Origin of the sequence: Paenibacillus shirakamiensis (genome assembly GCF_017874255.1) — a bacterium.
Lineage (GTDB): Bacteria > Bacillota > Bacilli > Paenibacillales > Paenibacillaceae > Fontibacillus > Fontibacillus shirakamiensis.
Genome location: NZ_JAGGLD010000003.1, coordinates 347,605 through 368,073, shown reverse-complemented (window position 1 = coordinate 368,073; position 20,469 = coordinate 347,605). Strand labels below are relative to the sequence as shown.

Below are 20,469 nucleotides of genomic sequence, written 5' to 3'. Positions count from 1 at the left end.
GAATACTATGGATACTACACTTTATACGCTTTGAATGATTATGGAGGCGGTAAAAAATGGCTTCAGGCGAAGAAATTGTGATGTTAATTACCGAAAAAGTTGTACATTACGTGGAGACACCGAAGGCTGAGCGTATACGCGAGCATGAAAAGGAGAAACAAACCAAGGAGCCATGGAGTCGTAAATGGTTCGGTATGATTCCCCTAGGTATTGAGTTGTGGTGGGAGAGTGAACCAGAACCTTTGTGGAAGCGAAAATTAACTGCAAGCTCAGTCAAGCAGGATAATGAACAATAAACTAGCCGCAATAAGCAGCACACTTTAATCGTACAGGTTAATTCGTTTAACATAAGTAGCTGTCTCCCTAAAAACTTATCACACGATAAGTATGGAAGAAAATTTAGAACTACGATACTAAAATTATGCGATTGAAAAACAGTCCTGAGTTTGTGAGGATAAAGTGTCCGAATTATCTAAAGTGAAAAATTATCTGACACGCAAAAGTTTTAAAAAGCGAACCAAGAACCCTGATTTCATTTCTCTATGCTTCGCTCCGTTCATCATCGTTTTTAAAGCTTCAAATAAATTAAGATGAAGTGGTTAGAACCGGCATAAAGCCGGTTCTTTTTATTCGAAAAGTTTTTTCGCTTTTTGCCTCCTTATAGTATTAGGTAGCAAACGGCAGTAAGAAACCAAGTTGTAAGGGAAACACTATCAGATGATACAACTTTTACCATTTTAATGGGCACGGAGATTGTAATTCTTACAGATGCTTTTGGAAATGAAGTCGCACACTATAATTATGATGCATGGGGTAATTTAGCTAAAAAAAGCAAAGCCTTGCTGATATAAATTCTTATCGATATGCTGGTTACAGATATGATGTGGGAACTAACTTGTATTATTTAATGGCAAAGCATTATGATCCACCTATTAGTAGGCTTAAGGATTGATTCAGTTATAGGTTCAGCATTTGTCGCGACAAGAATGAAGGAATGATTAATCAGGATGCTCAAAGGACAAGAATAGACTTAAGAATAAATTACATTGGAGGAAGCAAGTGGAAGCTAAAAGATCTGAATGGCAAAAATAAAAGCACTAACCGAGTTCGGAAAAATGCTGCGAGATTAATTGAGGAGAAAAAGATATGATAAAGAATCTTTCAAAGGAAGAATCAAAAGAATTTTACGAATTTAACCAATTACTTTTATCTGATGATGAGCAAGATGAACTTAAGGTGAATACCACTTTAAACTTTGGAATTTTAGATCGATATCCCGAAAAACTTAGTGAAAGTGAATCATTAGATCTTCTTTCTAATAAATATCTTGATAACAATGATAGACCTAAGTTTATCAAATTTTTTTCTGAACTACTATCACATCATGAATGTATCATAAACTGCTCAAATTTATTTGGTAGCAGATTTAACTTGACTCATATTAAAGAAAGAGTAACGAAGACAGAGTATAAAAATTTACTGATTTTAAAAAAGTCAATCAAAAGTAGATTTATCATGACCCATGATTTAATGCTTTTAAAAGTAATATTAAACTTTACCTTAAAAGAAATAATATTTTTTGATTTTTATCTTCCTCATGAAAAAACTGTAATTTTAGGTAATTATGATTTTTCACTTCCGGTCTATTCTAAAAAACCGAAATTTATTGAAAAATTAAAAAAAATGGCAGAGGAAAGAGGGCTTTTCATTCGAGATATTGAGTATAAAGATTCCGATAATTTGGGAATGACTCATAGTCTGAGATAGATTAAAACCTCTTAAGTTTTACCATATTTAAAGATATGGTAAAATTTAAGAGGTTTTTTTGCCTTGTTATTTGCAACGATTTAAAGTTAATTGGTCAAAGGATAAAAGCACCGGCGGTTTTAGTTATAAGAAATCTTGTTGTGCATAGATTTTTTGCAAAGCCCAAAAAGGACACGAGCCTCAGCTCAGCAGAGTTCTTTTACGAATATTGGTCAGTTATGAAGGCTGAAATTTATATTCACAAAAGAAAAAATTTCAAAAGAAAAAGCCCCTCTAAAAAACAAGGGGCGCTGCTTTAAAAGCATATAGGGACTAAACTTAACTCATGAATGTAGGTAGTACCATTAAGTACCTATCTTATTGAGAAACTACCTTTTTCCAAAGAGTAGGAGAAGAAGCGGGATTCCAGCCTACATTGGATGTGTGAGCTTTAATATTACTATAAATGATGCCATTGTATACAACGATATCATTTAATTGATAAGTTGTATGGTCCGACCAGACCATAGCCTCTTTGGGAATACGATTCCAGGCACTCGGTAATGCATTGATGAATTGATTCAGCTGTGCAGAGATTTGATGATGATCACTTACGGTTGGATGCCATAAGCAGCCGTTCAGGGTGATGCCTTCAAAGGAGAAATAGTGGATACGTTGATCCCCCGCGGCACGTTGTGCAGTAACAATTTCTTGCGTATATTTCTGGAATAAATTATCAGGCCATAAAGGAGTTGCGCTTACGATAATATCAACATTACTTCCATATTTAGTACGTAGAGTCGCGATAAAGTTATTATAAGCCTTTTGATAAGCTTGTTTTAAGGTTTCCGCGGTATAACTTTCACCCGCCTCTAGTGGAGACAAATCATTTATGCCTAATTCAATGACAACAATCTGAGGCTTCCATGATGCATTGGGTGCGGTTACACTAGTGGGATCATTAATCAAATCACGATTATAGAGTACGGGGTAAGGATGTTCAATGTCCGTTCCTCCGTAATTCCGTACCATTCCTCGTCCTGACAATCCATTAATCTGATATTCTGCGCCAAATTGAAGGGCGGTGAAAGCGCCAAAGGTCTGGCTCGCATCCGTAGTCGCAGCAATCTGATCCTGACTACACTCTCGTTGATTAGACAAAGTTCCAAATCCAGCGGTGAAGGAATCGCCGATGAACTCGATCTGGCGTGCTGCATAGGCAGGTGGGGATAATAATGTACCACCTTCCACAGGTACAAAACCTTCAAATCGCCCATAGGACCAATAGGTCTCCGATACTTTAGTCAGCCGGATGGTATGTTCCCCCTCTTTTAACCCATGGAACCATTGAGTGACATTTCCCGGTGCTGTAATGGATGGATAGGATGCTCCATCAATCTCGACTTTATAGCGATTTGTCGGATCTTCCAGTTTAATCCCAATGCCTGTTCCCTTAAACCGAGCTGAAAAGTAGATGCCTGGCCAACTATAGTTGACCCCCTCACCTGCGAGAACTACTCGTCCACCGATATGTACATAAGATAGGAGGTCAACCTTTTTCCATAAGGAAGAGGCCTCTGTAGGTAACCAATCCGTCTGGCTCTGATGTGTGGATAATGATTCATACAGATTTCCTAAGTATGTAACGGTAGTTCCCTGAGGATAGGCAATCCCCGCCTTCCATTCTCCTGGTTCATCGGAGGATGCAGCCTGTGCTCTTCCTTGAAAAGCAAGAACACACAACAACAGTATTGCAAATGCAAAGATTCTGGGTGCATCGAACTTTGTGCGTACTTCTTGAGACATAAATACACATCCTTTCTAATCCATATATAATCAAAATAAGTGAAACCGATGGGGGATGAACGAAAAAAGGCCAGCATATCGGGTCTATTGTAGACTCATGCTGTCCTTGCTGGTTGCTTGCATTTATGTATGTATCACGGGTTAGTATTATAAAATTGTCCAGATGCTTCAAGGGATGAGAGAGCAATCCAACGTTCGGAGGTCTCCGACTGGGAGAAGAGATACACAACATCTGGTATACTCGGACTGCCTGTCCAGCGCTGCATGCCATTCAAGGGTAGAGCTGTTGAATACGTGCGCGTTCCTCCTTGAGAAGTGAAGACAAGTTGTTTGTTCTGCATAAGCTGTACAGGAATGGCTGTGTAGGAACTCAGTACAGCTTTTCTAGTTAACCATAACATGTTGTCATAAGGATTGAAAGCGTTTGCTGTAATTTCGTTTAACTTAGGGAATTGTAGCTCAGAGTTAGAAACGGTATGGCTTGTATTGAGCCAAGCTACCCTCTGCTTGTAGATGCTTGCATCTGTTTCGGGAAGAAGTTCGCCGGATAAAGCATCTAAATAGGTGGCGATACGCATGCTGTTTGTTCCTGTCTGCGTAAGTTTCCATTGTGCTAGGGTAGGGCCAGCATAAAACTTTTCGACTTTAAGATGATCTTTATTTAGTGCGAGACTAGTTAGTGTATGATCTAACTGAGTGCGTCCGAAGAGAGGAAGTGAGCCCCTGCCATATTCAATAAGGGCATAACCACCTTCTTCTTTAGCGCTAATAATGAGATACCCTACAGATGACCCTACAGTAACTAGCCAGGCGTGGGTTCCAGGGCCGAGCGCTTCAATGGCAAGTTCTGCAGAACTCCAACCTCCAAAGGATTCTGTGTTTGAGAGCCGATGGACTATGTCCTCAGCAAAATGTTGCAGCTCATCTGAAGGATTGGAAGCATGTGCTGAAGCGATCCTTCGATCTAAATGAGGTATAACTGCGGCCGCAGCCGCGGTTATATCACATGGTAAATAAGTAGTGAATAGTAGGATTAATCCAAATCCTACTACCCCTATTCGTGTGAATCGAGAACTTGTAATCATAGCATTGGCCCCTGCCTCAATGAAATTATAGGAATATTCTCTGAGAACGGATAACTATTCCTAGCATTAGTTTAGCTAGTCCTCCATCCAAAGAGTGTTACAACGTGTCGGGACGAGCTTGTCAGGACCGTTCTATTTTTGATGTCTTTTATCGATAACGCTCAGTTCTCCCCCATTCATCCGAACGAAGATGAAAGATCCCGCAGTTTATGACGGATACGCGAATTCGAGGTTCATATTGCCAACGTATTTCTTGCTTGCGTGCTTCATATTGTGCATGGACAGCTAGTCGTTTATCTTCTTCAGGTTCAAGAAGCAGATCTTGATAGTACCCATCTATTCTTGCTAATTCCTCTTGAAGCCTTTCTTTTGCCGAGTTAGCCCAGCTTGAATCAAGCTGTCTGATTTTATCTTCAAGACATCGTTCCAGAGCATCACGGCACTCCGATGGCGGGTACTGCGTAGGCTCCATATGGACATTTTCAGGGAGCCTTGTCTGGAGCTGAATGGCATTCAAGCGATCTTGAAAATGCTCATCAATCCTTCCACTAACTAAGGAAATGCCATAAAAATGAAGTTCTTCGCGCTTCATATCACACGCAAATTCCACTTTGAAGCAGGCTCCAAGCCAAGGTTCGTATGCAGCCGGAAAAAGCGTGGACCGCTGTCGTTGTCCCGGGTCTTCAAATACATAGACCGCACTGCTTCCTCGCCTAGCGGCGGCAAAGATCTGTCTAAGCTTCGGACTGCCAAAATAGATATGTTCGCGCTGGATTCTTCCTGGACCAGGGGTAGGCAGGGGGCGGACGATACCAAAATATCGCCCAAGAATGGTATCCTCTTGTCCTTCAGCCGGAGTCGGAGCAGGGGCAAGTGTATTCCCTTCAGGCTGAGCAAACTGGGTCAGGCGTGTATCTGTATTTGGCACTCGGGTCTTAAGGAGCTGCGCTTCATCATAGCGTTCAGGATCAAAGACAAAGAGAAAGGACATCGTCTCCGGCTCAGTCTGAGTTCGTTCAATGAATCCCCAGTAGTAAGGCCGGCCGGTCAATTCCTTATCCGCCTCTTCCGATAATTTAACCGTGATATGGTGTGCAGACCGATCAAGCAGCGTACAATTCGTGCTTTCCAGATAAGTTAGAACATAATCATGGATTTCTTGTGGGGTCATGGTCATGCTGTCAGTTTACCCTCCTAATAGATGTTCTAAATTGGTATCGGTCATTGAGGGATGTACATCTTCTTCGATTACTTCTTGTTTGATGGAGTCTAGCGATTGTCCGAGATCGTTCACTTTGCTGCGGATGTCTTCTTCCGTACCTGCTTCAAGCACAATTTTATAGAGACTTTTCTCGATGGACGTTTTCTTTTCGAAGCGTTCAAGGATAACATCCAGACTGCCGATGACGGATTCAAACATATTGATTTTCTCGTGTAAAAGATTCAAAATATGCTCTTCAATCGTTCCTCGAGTAGACAAATTATATATTTTGACGTCATGTTCTTGTCCGAGTCGGTGAATTCGCCCAATACGCTGTTCCACACGCATCGGATTCCATGGGAGATCAAAGTTAATCATATGATGACAGAACTGGAGATTGATGCCTTCACCGCCTGCTTCTGTAGCAATCATCACTTGGCATTTGCCGCGGAACAAATCCATCATCCAATCCTTCTTGCCCCGATTCATGCCTCCACGATAAGGAACGGCTGTCATGCCTCGCTCCCGCATATAATTAAGCAAATATTCTTGTGTGGCTCTGTATTCTGTAAATACGATAACTTTCTCATTCATCTGCTCAATCAGCTTCATGGTGGTCTCAGCTTTGGTATTTTCTTTAATCGCTTTGATGGCATGAACTAAATCCCAAATCCGGTCACGAACAGGAGAATCGGGAGCTAATTTCTTGGATAGATTAACAAGCGTCACGAAGACCGCATCGCGGCTGCTGCACACTTCCCTTTGTAAGGTAACAAGCGATAACATACTGTTCAAATTCCCGCCAGAAGCTTGATATTGATCTCTTACGAATGAGGTCACTCCGTCATACAATGCTTGCTCCTCGGGGGATAGATCTAAAGGGACATTCCGAACAATGCGCTTCGTGAAGTTAAGCTGTCCATCACCGCGCCGATTACGAATCATGACTTTGGCCAGTTCACCTTTAAGTTGATCTTCATTTTTGGCAATTCGCTTATCTACCACAAAATTGGCGGCAAAATCGCCTTGACGACCAAGCTGGCCCGGTTTCAGAAGTGTAATGAGGTTGAAAAGTTCATCTAGATTATTTTGTACGGGGGTGGCCGTAAGCAAAAGGCAATATTTCTTGCGAAGCTGCAACATAAACTGGTAGTTGGTAGTTTTTTTGTTCTTTAATTTATGTGCTTCATCTACTATGACAAGATCATATTCTTCATTCATAAGAATCTCTCGATGTGGTTCTCGCTTAGCCGTGTCCATGGATGCAACGACAATGTCAGAGCTCCATGAATGGGCCTTTTTCTGAGCGGTAGCCGAAATGCCAAATTTGCTATTCAGCTCCCGGACCCATTGCAAGACCAGCGAGGCGGGTACAAGAATTAACACCTTACGCACAAGTCCGCGAATCAAATATTCTTTTAATATAAGTCCAGCTTCAATGGTTTTACCAAGACCCACTTCGTCTGCCAAAATAGCCCGTCCTCGCATCTCAAACAGCACTTTCTTAGCGGTATCCAACTGATGAGGCAAAGGTTCAAGTCCGTGAAGGTGCTTAAGACACTGCATTTCTTCAAAATCATGAATCAGTCCAGCTTGCTCTGCTTGAAGGGACAGGCCAAAGAGTTTCCAGTCGTCCCACGGGCCACCTTTCTCTAACTTAGCATCAAGCTGGGTGAACCAGCTTCGGTCATAATCTATAGGAATAGGGGATTGAGAATGGGGTTGAGCGTTCATAATATAGGCCTCCATTTTGCTAAAATGCTAAGTCTTCTGCTAGATGTAGGGATAGTATGGCCTATAAGCTATGAATTCATAACTAGAGCAACATGAAGTTTGGACATGGGGCGTACAAGAGTGTAGAACTTCTTTAACGCCGTCGATAAGCAACTACTTGTTAAAGGACTAAAGTACAGTTTGCAAGAAGGTAATCTTATATGAAGCTTATATTAGTCGTTAAAAATTTAAGACTAGATTTGAAATTAGTGGGAAAAAATGGTGATTTTATTATGTGGAATATGGTAGAATAAGTCGAATTTAAGAAGGGGATTCCACTTAGAAAAAGGGAGATTTATAAGAGTTTGTTCTTGTTGTTTCTTTTAGGTATGATGGGCATTGGTTTGGTTATTATTTTTAGATATCCAATACAGGGGCTGGTGTCTAATCGAAGTGGATTCGTCGTACTTCTGCAACGAGCCCCTTGGTTCCAAAATGTGTGGCTCGCTGGGCTTTTTATTTTCGTTGTGAATAGGGTACTGTTGCCTATTATGGTGTTGTTACTTAACCTAACCTCCATCTAAGCATGCCAATGTTGGTTCTAGGTGTATTCCTGATGGCTGTGTGGATTAGCCTATATGTCTGGTCTGTGTTCAATCATGCGTGGCAGGGTACCTCAAGGGATCAACTAAAAGTAGTTTTGTTGCTTGGTGTACACAAGTTTTTCTAAGCGAACCTCGATAAAAAAAGCTGAAGATGCTATAAAGGAATGTTGATATGAATCCCACAATTAAAGATGTTGCAAGACAAGCTCAAGTGTCTATAGCTACCGTATCCAGAGTATTGAATAACCTTACAGGTTACTCGGAAGAGACTAAAGTGAAAGTGCTTCAGGTCATCAAGGAAATGGGCTATCAGCCCAATGCAATTGCCAGAGGACTCATTAACAAACGCACACAGACGTTAGCAGTAATTTTTCCATGTGTATCCAACTCTTTTTCTGCAGAAGTTCTGCATGGTATTGAAGAGGTGGCCCATCGTCATCAACACAGTGTCATTGTGTGTAATACTTCAGATGATGGGAAGCGTACGCTGAACTATCTACAGGTGCTTCGTGAAAAGCAGGTTGACGGTATTATTTTCGCAAGCGAAGTGCTTCAAGATTCATATTATGAGGCACTACAGGCTATGAAAGTTCCTGTTGTACTGATTGCAACCGAGACGGACAAACCTCATATACCTTATGTAAAAGTAAATGATAAGCAAGCATCCTACGATGCTGTGAATTATCTGATTACTCATGGTCATCGGCATATAGCTATGATGGGCGGAACAAAGGACGATCTCGTAGCTGGCGTTCCTCGTGTGGAAGGGTACAAACAGGCTTTAGCAGATCATCATCTTCCCTACCGGGAGGAATGGATCGTGCATGCAGATTTTCAATTCGATAGTGGATGCACAGCAATGGAGCAGCTGTTAACCCGTCCTAGAGACTATACGGCGATTTTTGCGGCTAGTGATGAGATGGCTGTAGCTATAATGACGGTGGCTGCTAAGCATGGCATACGCATTCCCGGCGATCTGTCCGTGATAGGTTATGATAATGTAAAGCTGGCCGAGATGGTCGTTCCACCTTTGACCACAGTGCATCAACCTCTAGTAGAAATGGGCGAAATGGCGTGTGAGAAACTGCTTACTATGATTCAGACGGGGGAGACTGTTGACAATACCATAGCACTACATTCCATTGTAGAAAGAAAGACCGTTAGCGACTTGAGAGATTAGCGATAAAGGCGAAAATAGATGAAAAATCAAAGAGAGCAAAGTTCCTAATGGATCTTTGCTCTTGGTGTTTGTAAGCTTTCTTCGTGAAAACGAATTCATTAAATGAAACATCACGCTACATAAATTTTGCTAGACTTTAAATTGACATTAATAGGTTCTTTAACTACAATTTACATGTAAAATAAATAGATCATATAGGAGTGGTGGAGATGTTAACCAATGTAAAAACAGTTTTCGAAGAATTATTTCAAGATGATTTGCAGAAAAATCTGTTTGATAACATGAGAACTTCGCGCCGTATTCTAGATGAATGTGAAGTCAAAATTACTCCAAGCTGTTTTGCTCAGCCGATTGATCTTGATTTTACCCTCTCAGGTAATCAAGAGAAGGACATGCCCCATATGCCCGGATATCCTTATCGATCGGCCCTGAATGCTATTCAGTACATCCACGAACTGCGAGAACATGGTATTCATTCCGTAGTTATCCGGCCCGTTGGAAAAAAGGATGCCCGCATGACGCCAAGTCAAATCTTAGACGATCATGTGGAAGGAATCCGAACCATTCGAGATGCATTCCCCTTAGGTGAAATTACCCTTACAGTCGATCCATTCAGTACAGCACTTAATACGGATGGGAGCTGGGGTGTGAAAAATGATCATCAAGAGGGCCTGAATTATATGAAGACAGCGGAGCTGATTTCTGACATAGCGCTACAGTATAGTGCCATAGGGGTAGACGAAATTCTCACACTGGGCAGAATAGAAGGCGAAGTCAACATTACTCGCAGTACGCTAGACCACATCAACTCTCCTATGAAGATCAAATCGTTTTCTCAGAATTCCGAGACCTCCACAGCCTATATCTACTTAAGTGATTCCCCTCAATATGTACAGACAGGTCAGAAAGTATTAATCGGTAATATGACTGAAATGTGCATCCAGACTCTAATCGACATCTATGAAGGCACGAACATTATTATTGTGAAGCCCATTGAGAACTTGCACCTGATTCTGATGACTTCAAGATTTCTGAAGAACAAAGACTACATTATTGATTTTATACTCGACGCTAAGACGAGTCAGATTATAGAGAAAAATGCGAAGTTAAGAAATTATTTTAGTGATATTTTATTTAATATCGATCGTTTCTTTGAGAAATGTCAGGCGGTTAAGGTAGGCACGTACACGGTATCAGGAACCTACTATCTCCAGAAAAAATTAGAAATCGAAAAAAGTGAGAAGTTCTCATTCGCTTTAGGTGAAGAACTGATCAAAAATGCACTCTCAGCGGCGAACCCTTATCTAGACCGTTTAATCGATCGCAATTCACTTTGGTTCGTGAAGCAGTTGGCTAGGCAAGGACAATAAGAATTCCACAAATTTGTGATGCGTACATTTAGATATTGTCCAATATCCGAATGTGCGCTTTTTCATATTCAGGATCTTCATATTCAGATTCTCAAGGGGAAGGATGTCAATGTGAATGGATCAACCGTGGTGGAAGCGCAGTATCGTATATCAAATTTATCCAAGAAGCTTCATGGATAGCAATCAAGATGGGATTGGAGACCTGCAAGGAATCATCTCTAAGCTGGATTACTTAGATGAATTAGGAATTGATGTCATTTGGTTGTGCCCTGTATATGAATCACCTAATTATGATAATGGGTATGACGTTAGCGATTATAAGCAGATTCTTTCGGATTTCGGCACGATGGAAGATTTTGATGAGCTGTTGGCATTGGCGCACCAGAAGGGAATCAAAATTATAATGGATTTGGTCCTGAATCATACGTCGGACGAACATCCTTGGTTCCTAGCATCTCAGCGTTCAAAAGATAATGCTTATCGTAATTATTACATTTGGCGGCAAAGTGATCCTTCAGGGAAAGAACCTAACAACTGGAGATCTGTCTTCGGAGGTTCCGTATGGGAATATGATGATCAGACCAAAGAGCAGTACTTCCATCTGTTCACAACCAGACAACCGGATCTGAACTGGGAGGAACCGGCTTTAAGGCAGGAGATTTATGACATTATGAAGTGGTGGCTGGATAAAGGCATTGATGGGTTCCGGGTAGATGCAGCTACGTATATCAAAAAAGAGCCTGGTCTTCCCAATTTGCCGTGTGGTCATGGAGAGCGTTACGTAAATGCCATGGCTGGCTATTCGAATCGCCCGGGCATTCGAGACTTCATGCAAGAAATGAAAGAAGAAGTGTTGAATGAGTACGATTGTATGACCGTAGCTGAAGCCTGCTGGCTAAATCCTGAAGAAGCGGCTTCTTATGTACAGGAAGAAGAAGGATTCTTTAATATGATTTTTCAGTTCGAACATATGGGCGTAGACCGAGGAAATGGGAAGTGGGATAGTCAACCTTGGACCGTTCCTGATCTCAAGAAAAGAATGGCCAAATGGCAACTTGGACTTCAGGGCCGGGGGTGGAATAGTCTATATCTCGAGAATCACGACCAACCCCGTTCCGTTAGCCGATTTGGAGATGAGCATACTTATCATCAAGCCTCATCTAAGATGCTGGCAACCTTCTATATGTTAATGCAGGGTACGCCCTTTATCTATCAAGGACAGGAATTAGGTATGACGAATGTGCGCCTACCAGACATGGAATCGTATCAGGACGTTGAATCTCATACTTATGTTAGACATGCTAGGGAAAATGGAGTTAGCGAGAGTGACATTTTGCAAAATCTCTGGCGCAATAGCCGCGATAATGCAAGGACGCCAATGCAGTGGGATCATTCAGAGCATAGCGGATTTACCAAGGGGACCCCATGGATGTCTGTGAATTCAAATTATGAAGCGATTAATGTAGCGGACCAGTTAAAGGATCCGAATTCCATCTTGAACTACTATAAGAGATTAATTGAGATCCGTACTAAGTATGAAGTAGCTATCTTTGGTGATTTTGAACTGCTTGATCCTGATCATGAAGAGATTGCGGTGTATACCCGTAGCTATCAAGATCAAGTACTTATTGTAGTTTGCAATTTCAAATCGGGAACACCCAAGTTCGAACTAGCTAACTATGTTCAGTCAACTCAGGCTGAGCAACTTGCCGGGAACTATGACTGCCCTATACAACAAATCGACTTTTCTCTTCTGCAACCCTACGAATGCAGAGTTTATTTGAAGTCTTAAGATGAAGAAGCTCAGGGATCGAGATCCTCAACAGTTGACGATGCTGGCTTTAACTTGGCCCATTTTTGTGGAAGTTTTCATGTTGAAGTTGATCGGAGTATCTGGTGTTTTTATGTTAAGTCATCTATCCGATCATGCGGTGGCTGCGGTGGGCGTGGCCAATCAAGTGTTAACTCTAATTACAGTTATTTTTGGTGTCGTATCCATAGGTACGGGGATTATTGTAGCGCAGTGGCTTGGGGCAAAGGAAGAGAAAGAGGCGGTGAAAGCCTCAATATCTTCGATTCTTTTCAACTTAGGAATAGGCATTGTTATAAGTGGCCTTATATGGATTACGGCGCCGATTTTACTCCATGCCATGGGAATATCCCTTGATATATATAACGATTCATTACTTTACCTGAGAGGAGTCGGGGCGTGCTTATTTCTGCAAGCTATCGTCATGTCCTGCTCTGCGGTCCTAAGAAATTATGGACGGACCAAACATGTGATGTTTGTCATGCTCGGCATGAATATTATTGTCGTCTGCGGAAATTATCTGTGCATTTACGCTCCATTCGGTTGGCCTATATTAGGTATACAAGGGGTGATGTACTCCACCATTGCGGGGCAGGGTATCGCAGCAATTACTTTATTTTTCTTATTCCTTCGAACAACTCATACCCAACTACGAGAGTGTACCGACCGTCCCCAACACGTGAGAAAAATTTTGCAAATCGGAATCCCCTCAGCACTCGAACAAATTTCCTATAACGCTTCTCAGTTTTTAATTTTTTATTTCATTGCTTCTATGGGGGTAGAGGCTGTGGCAACGAGAGTATACCTGCAAAATATAGCGATGTTTATCCCTTTATTCGCAGGTGCGATGGGGCAGGGTACCCAGATTAGGGTGGCTTATCTAGTGGGGGCTTCCCTTAAAGACAAGGCCTATAATCTAAGTTATAGCAATTTGAAGCTCGCTCTGTTGCTATGCCTTATAGCTTCCACTGGGATGATCCTTCTCTACAACCCCTTGATCCATGGGTTTACTACCAACCAGACGGTAATAAAAGAGGGTAAAATCTTAATAGGGATTTCTTTGATACTGGAGTTAGGAAGAACGTTTAATCTGATTTTGACCAGTTCGCTACGAGGGGCGGGAGATATTCAATTTCCGGTGGTAGTGGGCATGTTCTCCATGTGGGGAATTGGAGCTAGCGCCTCATTTTATCTAGGCTCTTATCTTGGCCTTGGGCTCGTAGGCATCTGGATTGCTGCTTGCTTAGATGAATGGATTCGAGGGCTGTTCATGTGCTATCGCTGGACCTTCAAAAAATGGATGAAGCAAACAGTAGCTGTGACAAATGAAAAAATGTATAATAATAGCAGTTGAGACAGGATAGTTAAGTTTAGTTGAGCTGAGCTGAGGCAAATGAGAATAGATCAATTAAATATGACTCTGTTTCTCCTTATCATTATAGAGGAGGAATTCACATGGGTATTTTGACAGACACATTGATTAACAACGAGTCTTATGTAACACAGCAAGGTATTCACGTTCGTAGGAAGTACATATCGAATTCCATTGATGTGGCACTAGACTACGTGCTGAAGCAATTGGATACGAAGAAGGGAGCTCTCTTCTCAAGTACCTACGAATACCCCGGAAGATATACGAGATGGGATATTGGATTTATCAATCCCCCTTTAGAGATTCGAACATTAGCTAACCAGTTTAAGATAAATGCCTTGAATCCCAAGGGGATTCGTCTTTTGGAGATGATTAAGGTTCATCTTCTAGAGCAGAAGCATATTGAATGTATACAGAATACGGATACACGATTAGAGGGAGCAATTAAGCTATCGAACGAGATATTTTTTGAAGAGAATCGATCTCAGCAAAGTTCTATTTTTACGTTAATTCGTAATATTCGGGATATATTTTATTCAACAGAAGATTCATTCCTTGGATTATATGGTGCCTTTGGGTATGATCTAATCTTTCAATTCGAACGCATGGAGCTTAAGCATAAGCGGGAAGGCAAATTCTCTGAATTGGTTCTGTATCTCCCTGATGAAATTACGATTATCGATCATCAGATGGAATCGGCATATACGCTAGATTATGAATTTTCTTATGGGGCCTTGAGTACCGAAGGAGAATCTAGAGAAGCCTTTTCTGTGCAGGTTGTAGATCCACCCAGAGGACCTGAACCTGCGTACTGTGAAGGAAAATATGCTGGTCTGGTGCAGGAAGCGTTGAAATCGTTCGAGGTAGGCGATTTGTTCGAAGTGGTTCCAACCCATGCTTTTTATGAGAAGTGCAAAGACCGACCTACAGATATTTACTCAAGACTAAAAGTCATTAATCCAAGTCCATACGGATTCATTGTTAATCTGGGCGAAGAAGAAGAATTCCTTATCGGCTCTTCTCCAGAGATGTATGTGCGTGTTACAGGGGACCGGATAGAGACATGTCCAATCTCAGGTACGATTAAGCGCGGGAAAGATGCCATCGAAGATGCGGAACGCATTCGTGAACTGCTCAACTCAGCTAAGGATGAAGCCGAACTTACGATGTGCACAGATGTGGATCGGAATGATAAATCAAGGATTTGCATTCCTGGCTCGGTAAAAGTGATTGGCCGTAGACAGCCTGAAATGTATTCACATCTCATTCACACGGTCGATCATGTAGAGGGGATTTTAGAGCCGCAGTTCGATTCTCTAGATGCATTTATCACTCATATGTGGGCAGTGACCATCACTGGAGCACCGAAGCGAGCAGCCGTCAAATGGATTGAAGAACATGAAGAAGCTTCTCGGGAGTTTTATGGCGGGGCTGTAGGCTACTTAAGCTTTAATGGCTCGATTAATACAGGTCTCATCTTGCGAACGATTCATGTGAAGAAGGATGTAGCCAAAATACAGGTCGGCGCAACACTTCTTTGTGAGTCTGTGCCCGAAGATGAAGAAGCAGAGACACTAACCAAAGCGGCCGCTTTAATTCAAGCTATTCGAGGAGAGCGCAGGGCTTCAAGATTCGAGGAGTTCAGCTTCCAGGACGTGGGCAGAGGGAAACAGATTCTCATTGTGGATCATGAGGATTCCTTCGTACACACGCTCGGGAATTATTTTAAGCAAAGTGGGGCGAAGGTCGTCACACTCAGAACTGAGTCCGCTTGGACCTATCTTCAGGACCATTCGTTCGATCTTGTGGTGTTATCACCCGGACCAGGTCGACCTCACGATTTTCAATTAAGCCGAACTATAGCGATTTGTCTAGACAAAAAGATCCCTGTCTTCGGAGTCTGCTTAGGTCTGCAAGGAATTGTAGAATATTTTGGTGGGGAACTGGACGTCTTGGGCTTCCCTAGGCATGGGAAGAAGATGGATATTCATTTTGTTCAAAAAGATGAGCAATCGAGTATAATTTTCAAAGATATACAGCATGTAAAAGCAGGTTTGTATCACTCGCTCTATGCGAAGCAGGTACCAGAGGCGCTGAAGATCACAGCCACTACGGAAGATGGGATTGTTATGGGTATAGAGCATAACGAACTTCCGGTATGGGCTGTTCAGTTCCATCCGGAATCGATTATGAGTGCCCATGAATTTGCAGGACAACGTATGATTGCTAATGTATTACATGCCGTGAATAAAGTATAATTGTGGAGAAGGGCGCTCGCTCAGAGCGCTTTTCGTTTGTCTTTTTTTTGGAGGAGATTATGAGAACTTTACTAATTGATAATTATGATTCCTACACCTATAATCTGTACCAAATGATTGCGCAAATAACGGGCGAAGAACCGATCGTAGTCCACAATGACAGCATGAGTTGGGACGAGGTGAAAAGAAATTATGCGTTCGAATGCGTAGTCATTTCGCCGGGTCCAGGCAGGCCGGATCAGGAGCAAGATTTTGGGGTATGTGCCCATGCACTTCGCGAAATGGATCTTCCTATACTGGGGATTTGCCTAGGACATCAGGGTATGGGATGGGTGAATGGGGCTAACGTGATTGCGTCACCGGAGATTGCCCACGGTGTAATCAGCGATATCTACCATAGTAAGGATTCGCTGTTCGCTGGTATTCCAGCTCCTTTTCAAGCAGTTCGTTATCATTCCTTGTTAATAGAGGATCATTTGCCCAATGAACTCAAGCGAATTGCTTGGACCCGAGATGGGCTGAATATGGGCATTCGGCATAGCTCATCTCCGCATTGGGGGGTACAGTTCCACCCAGAGTCCATCTGCAGCGAGTATGGGACACAGCTGATTACGAATTTTTTGAATGAGGCGAAGGAATGGAATAGTATAAAAGAACAATCAAATTTTTCAACAATGTCAGTGGGGCAAGAACTGCTTGAGGATTTGCAGGTATCTGCAGCAGATAGCTCCCTTCAAGTAGCCTTAGACTCAGACAACTTAAACGTCTTTTATCGTATTTTAGAGCATTGGCAGGATACGGATACTGTATTTATGCAACTCTATGCGCAGAGCAGGCATGCTTTTTGGCTGGATAGCAGTCGGCAAGATGGCAACATGTCCCGATTTTCGTATATGGGAGATGATCAGGGTCCTCGCTCTTACCAAGTCAGCTATAATGCCGCTGTTCGGGTCGTTACAGAACATAGATGTCAAGAAGATACTCCGATAAATCTATCTATTATAGATTATTTAAATGAATCGCGGTTCGCTCAAGTGGAAGGGTGTAGAGAGCTTCCCTTTGATTTTCAGACAGGTTATGTAGGATATTTTGGGTATGATTGTCTTGAACAATCATCTACTAGTATAGAACCAAAGGGATATGACGATGTAAGGCTATTGTTTGCAGATCAGATGTTAGCGTTCGACCATCAAGATCAACATATTTACGTCTTGTGTCTAGCACATAATGAGCATGAAGCTGAACTGTGGTTCGATCAAGTTGAAGCTAAGTTAGAGCTTATACCGACCCCAAGTGAGTTCGTCTCCACCATAAGCGAGTTCGCCTCTGTCTCGAATTCATTACACAAATCGGAACAAGAACCGTTAGCTTTTCACTGGGCTCAGAGTTATCCCGAATATATGGCGAATATTGAGCAAGTTAAGACGTATTTGCGTGCGGGGGACACCTATGAGATCAATCTAACCAATGAACTGACTACCCAAGTATCCGTCCATCCCCTTGAGCTGTATATGAATTTAAGAAGGGTCAACCCAGCTCCTTATGCGGCCTATTTGTCTTTCGGGGAACTACATATACATTGTTCTTCCCCAGAAAGGTTTCTTAGACTAGACCGAGAACGGATTTTGAACGCGAAGCCAATCAAGGGAACAATCGGAAGAGGGCGGAGTACGGAGGAAGATGAGCAGTGTAAGGAATTGCTGCGCAATAGTCCTAAAAATCGCTCGGAGAATCTGATGATTGTAGATCTATTACGCAATGATATCGGATCCATCTGTATTACGGGTAGCGTTCATGTTCCCGAATTGATGCAGATAGAGACCTTTGAGACTGTGCATCAGATGGTCTCTACTATAGAGGGAAGCCTGAAACCTGAGATTTCGATCTATGATGCATTACGTAAAGTATTCCCGGGTGGTTCGATGACTGGGGCTCCAAAAAAACGTAGTATGGAGATTATTCGAGAACTTGAGGGTAGACGTAGAGGCATCTATTCAGGTTCGATTGGGTTCGTAAGTGTTCAGGGTTCCGCAGATTTGAATATTGTCATTCGAACGATTGTACAGGAGAAGGACCGTTTAACTATCGGAGTTGGCGGGGCCATTGTCATCGATTCTGATCCAAATGAAGAGTATGAGGAGATATTACTCAAGGCTCGGGCGCTAGTAGAGGCAATCCATCATACTTCGGGACGGCCCATTCATGTAGATGATTCGCATGTAAACGTTGATCAAGCACCGAGATTTTTCTCTTTTTCACCCTAGATATATGTAGTAATGTTAATTAAGTCGACGCAGGTAGATTTGTTTTCGATATAAGTAGCCTTCTCATAAAGCGCAAGACGTTGTCCTCCAGACAGCGTCTTTTTTTGTATGGTAAATGTAATTCATGTAAAAAGTTTCTTTACAATTAATGAAGTTTTACACTGCGCTCATGTCTCCCGAACTTGTCTTCTCTACACTGAAGAGGAGATAAAGGATCAAGGGGGAATCAGCGAAGTGAATTTGTTAGAGAGAGAGATGCAATACCCGATTTCGCAACAAGTGCCTGTATCTTTAAAGAGAAAAATCCGTTCTACCCATGTGAAAGAAAATATACTGGCTTATGTATTCTTGGCACCTTCCCTCATTTTCTTCGGTATTTTTCTGCTGTATCCCATGATGAAATCGATCTATTTAAGCTTCCATTTAACCGATCCTCGGGGACGCATTGCGGCATATGTAGGATGGGACAATTTTCATACTCTTTTTGTATCGAATGCCTTCTGGAAGGGATTATGGGTAACGGGCAAATTCGCATTTCTAACAGTGCCTGCCGGTATTGTACTCGGTCTGATCATGGCAGGATTAGCTCATGCAAGACTGCGTGGAATCCGTGTTTTCCAGTTTATATTCTCCTTACCGTTAGCTGTGTCTGTCGGTACGTCCTCTGTCATTTGGATGATGTTATTTCATCCCACGATGGGTATGTTCAACTATTTCCTAAGCTTGATTCATATAGCTCCGGTCCAGTGGCTTACTGATCCCTCTTGGTCATTGATGTCCATATCACTGATGACGATTTGGATGAATTCCGGATTTAATTTCATTGTGCTCTTAAGCGGACTACAAAATATTTCGGAAGATATTTATGATAGTGCCAAAATAGATGGCTCAGGCCCAATACGAACCTACATCAAACTCATTATTCCTCTATTGTCACCAACGCTCTTTTTTCTGTTCATAGTCTCGATGATCAACTCTCTGCAATCGTTCGGACAGATACATATTCTCACGCAAGGTGGTCCTGCGGGCTCCACAGAAGTGCTCGTGTATTCGATTTATAAAGAGGCCTTTGTGAACTACCAATTTGGAACGGGAAGTGCCATTTCTATTGTTCTGTTCCTCATTATCTTGCTGTTAACTTTTGTGCAATTCTTTGTAGTAGAAAAGAGGGTGCATTATCAATGATGAAACGCCGCACGTTATCGAATGGGCTTGTGTATATCCTGCTCTCTATGATTGGAGTATGCATCCTTTATCCTATTCTCTATACGTTCCTTGCCGTCTTCATGACGCCGGACGAATTCAGTCAATATCCTCCCAAAATTGTGCCTTCCGAGCTGTATATGGGGAGTTTGCACGCGGTATTGGATTTAATTCCTGTAGGCAGATTTATTGTGAATAGCTTTATTGTTTCTACACTCGTCATGGCTGGGCAGGTACTGACTGGAAGTATGGCCGCCTACGCATTTGCTTTTATTTCGTTCAAAGGAAAAGCATTCTGGTTCGCGGTGTTCATGTCGACCTTGATGATCCCTTGGGAAGTGACGATGATTCCGAATTTCTTGTTAATTAAATCGTTCAAATGGCTGGATTCCTATCCCGGTCTAGTCGTTCCCTTTCTAGCTTCAGCCTTTGGAGTATTCTTACTGCGCCAATTCTTCCTTCAGCTTCCAAAGGAACTGTTCGAGGCGGCGCGTATGGATGGATGCGGACATATCCGTTATTTTCTATACATTACGCTTCCTCTGTCCAAACCAGCTCTGGCTACTTTATCTGTGTATGTATTCTTGAATACTTGGAATATGTATTTATGGCCTCTCCTTATTACAAATACTGCGCAGATGAGAACCGTACAGATTGGGATTAGTATGCTTCAATTTCAGGATTCTACGGCATGGAATGTTGTGTTATGCGGGGTTGCACTCGTGCTGTTGCCATCGTTACTACTCATTATGTTCGGGCTAAAATATTTGGTTCGCGGGCTTACAGCGGGTGCGGTCAAAGGCTAATTGTGTCACTTTAAAGAGGTAATTCCCGTCTAATGACGGCTTACAAATAA

General features: G+C 42.2%; 15 protein-coding genes. 11 read left to right on the top strand and 4 right to left on the bottom strand.

What is annotated here, in order from left to right:
* Positions 1-56 precede the first annotated feature (56 nt).
* Together J2Z69_RS11160 and J2Z69_RS11155 are read left to right on the top strand one after the other, a co-directional pair.
* Complete coding sequence (locus J2Z69_RS11160; protein ID WP_209862233.1) at positions 57-296, top strand: YqzE family protein; 240 nt, start codon at positions 57-59, stop codon at positions 294-296.
* Positions 297-1,146: 850 nt separating this feature from the next.
* Complete coding sequence (locus J2Z69_RS11155; RefSeq protein ID WP_209862231.1) at positions 1,147-1,767, top strand: hypothetical protein; 621 nt, start codon at positions 1,147-1,149, stop codon at positions 1,765-1,767.
* Between the two features lie 357 nt (positions 1,768-2,124).
* On the opposite strand, the gene J2Z69_RS11150 is transcribed toward J2Z69_RS11155, so the two are convergent.
* The 4 genes from J2Z69_RS11150 to J2Z69_RS11135 all read right to left on the bottom strand — a co-directional run bounded on the left by J2Z69_RS11150 (position 2,125) and on the right by J2Z69_RS11135 (position 7,572).
* Positions 2,125-3,552 carry a carbohydrate-binding protein gene (locus tag J2Z69_RS11150; protein WP_209862228.1) on the bottom strand — a complete coding sequence of 476 codons (1,428 nt, stop codon included), beginning with the start codon at positions 3,550-3,552 and terminating at the stop codon, positions 2,125-2,127.
* Between the two features lie 134 nt (positions 3,553-3,686).
* Positions 3,687-4,637 carry a hypothetical protein gene (locus J2Z69_RS11145; protein ID WP_209862225.1) on the bottom strand — a complete coding sequence of 317 codons (951 nt, stop codon included), beginning with the start codon at positions 4,635-4,637 and terminating at the stop codon, positions 3,687-3,689.
* Between the two features lie 148 nt (positions 4,638-4,785).
* A complete protein-coding gene (locus J2Z69_RS11140) occupies positions 4,786-5,814 on the bottom strand; it encodes a YqhG family protein (RefSeq protein WP_209862222.1) in 1,029 nt (342 codons plus the stop codon).
* A gap of 9 nt (positions 5,815-5,823) precedes the next feature.
* Positions 5,824-7,572, bottom strand: a complete 1,749-nt coding sequence (locus J2Z69_RS11135; RefSeq protein WP_209862219.1) for a DEAD/DEAH box helicase — start codon at positions 7,570-7,572, stop codon at positions 5,824-5,826.
* Positions 7,573-7,922: 350 nt separating this feature from the next.
* Here J2Z69_RS11135 and J2Z69_RS11130 point away from each other — a divergent pair, with 350 nt between their 5' ends.
* The 9 genes from J2Z69_RS11130 (at position 7,923) to J2Z69_RS11090 (ending at position 20,419) form a co-directional block, all read left to right on the top strand.
* Positions 7,923-8,135 (top strand): hypothetical protein, encoded by a 213-nt coding sequence (locus tag J2Z69_RS11130; protein WP_209862216.1) that lies wholly within the window; start codon positions 7,923-7,925, stop codon positions 8,133-8,135.
* A 193-nt stretch (positions 8,136-8,328) separates the two neighbouring features.
* A complete protein-coding gene (locus J2Z69_RS11125) occupies positions 8,329-9,336 on the top strand; it encodes a LacI family DNA-binding transcriptional regulator (RefSeq protein WP_209862214.1) in 1,008 nt (335 codons plus the stop codon).
* A 209-nt stretch (positions 9,337-9,545) separates the two neighbouring features.
* The gene (locus J2Z69_RS11120) at positions 9,546-10,706 is read left to right on the top strand and encodes a delta-aminolevulinic acid dehydratase (RefSeq protein ID WP_209862211.1); all 1,161 of its coding nucleotides are present in this window, start codon (positions 9,546-9,548) and stop codon (positions 10,704-10,706) included.
* 115 nt (positions 10,707-10,821) lie between these two features.
* Positions 10,822-12,498, top strand: a complete 1,677-nt coding sequence (locus J2Z69_RS11115; RefSeq protein WP_209862208.1) for a glycoside hydrolase family 13 protein — start codon at positions 10,822-10,824, stop codon at positions 12,496-12,498.
* A gap of 1 nt (position 12,499) precedes the next feature.
* Entirely contained in the window at positions 12,500-13,870 is a 1,371-nt protein-coding gene (locus J2Z69_RS11110) for an MATE family efflux transporter (RefSeq protein ID WP_209862205.1), read from the top strand.
* Positions 13,871-13,971: 101 nt separating this feature from the next.
* Positions 13,972-16,146, top strand: a complete 2,175-nt coding sequence (locus J2Z69_RS11105; RefSeq protein ID WP_209862203.1) for an anthranilate synthase component I — start codon at positions 13,972-13,974, stop codon at positions 16,144-16,146.
* Positions 16,147-16,205: 59 nt separating this feature from the next.
* Positions 16,206-18,410: an aminodeoxychorismate synthase component I gene (gene pabB, locus J2Z69_RS11100; protein WP_209862200.1), complete on the top strand. Its 2,205-nt coding sequence runs from the start codon at positions 16,206-16,208 to the stop codon at positions 18,408-18,410.
* A 234-nt stretch (positions 18,411-18,644) separates the two neighbouring features.
* On the top strand, positions 18,645-19,595 hold the full coding sequence (locus tag J2Z69_RS11095) for a carbohydrate ABC transporter permease (protein WP_425355004.1): 951 nt from the start codon (positions 18,645-18,647) through the stop codon (positions 19,593-19,595).
* Positions 19,595-20,419: a carbohydrate ABC transporter permease gene (locus J2Z69_RS11090; protein ID WP_209862690.1), complete on the top strand. Its 825-nt coding sequence runs from the start codon at positions 19,595-19,597 to the stop codon at positions 20,417-20,419. The genes J2Z69_RS11095 and J2Z69_RS11090 overlap by 1 nt, the downstream gene beginning before the upstream one ends.
* Positions 20,420-20,469 lie beyond the last annotated feature (50 nt).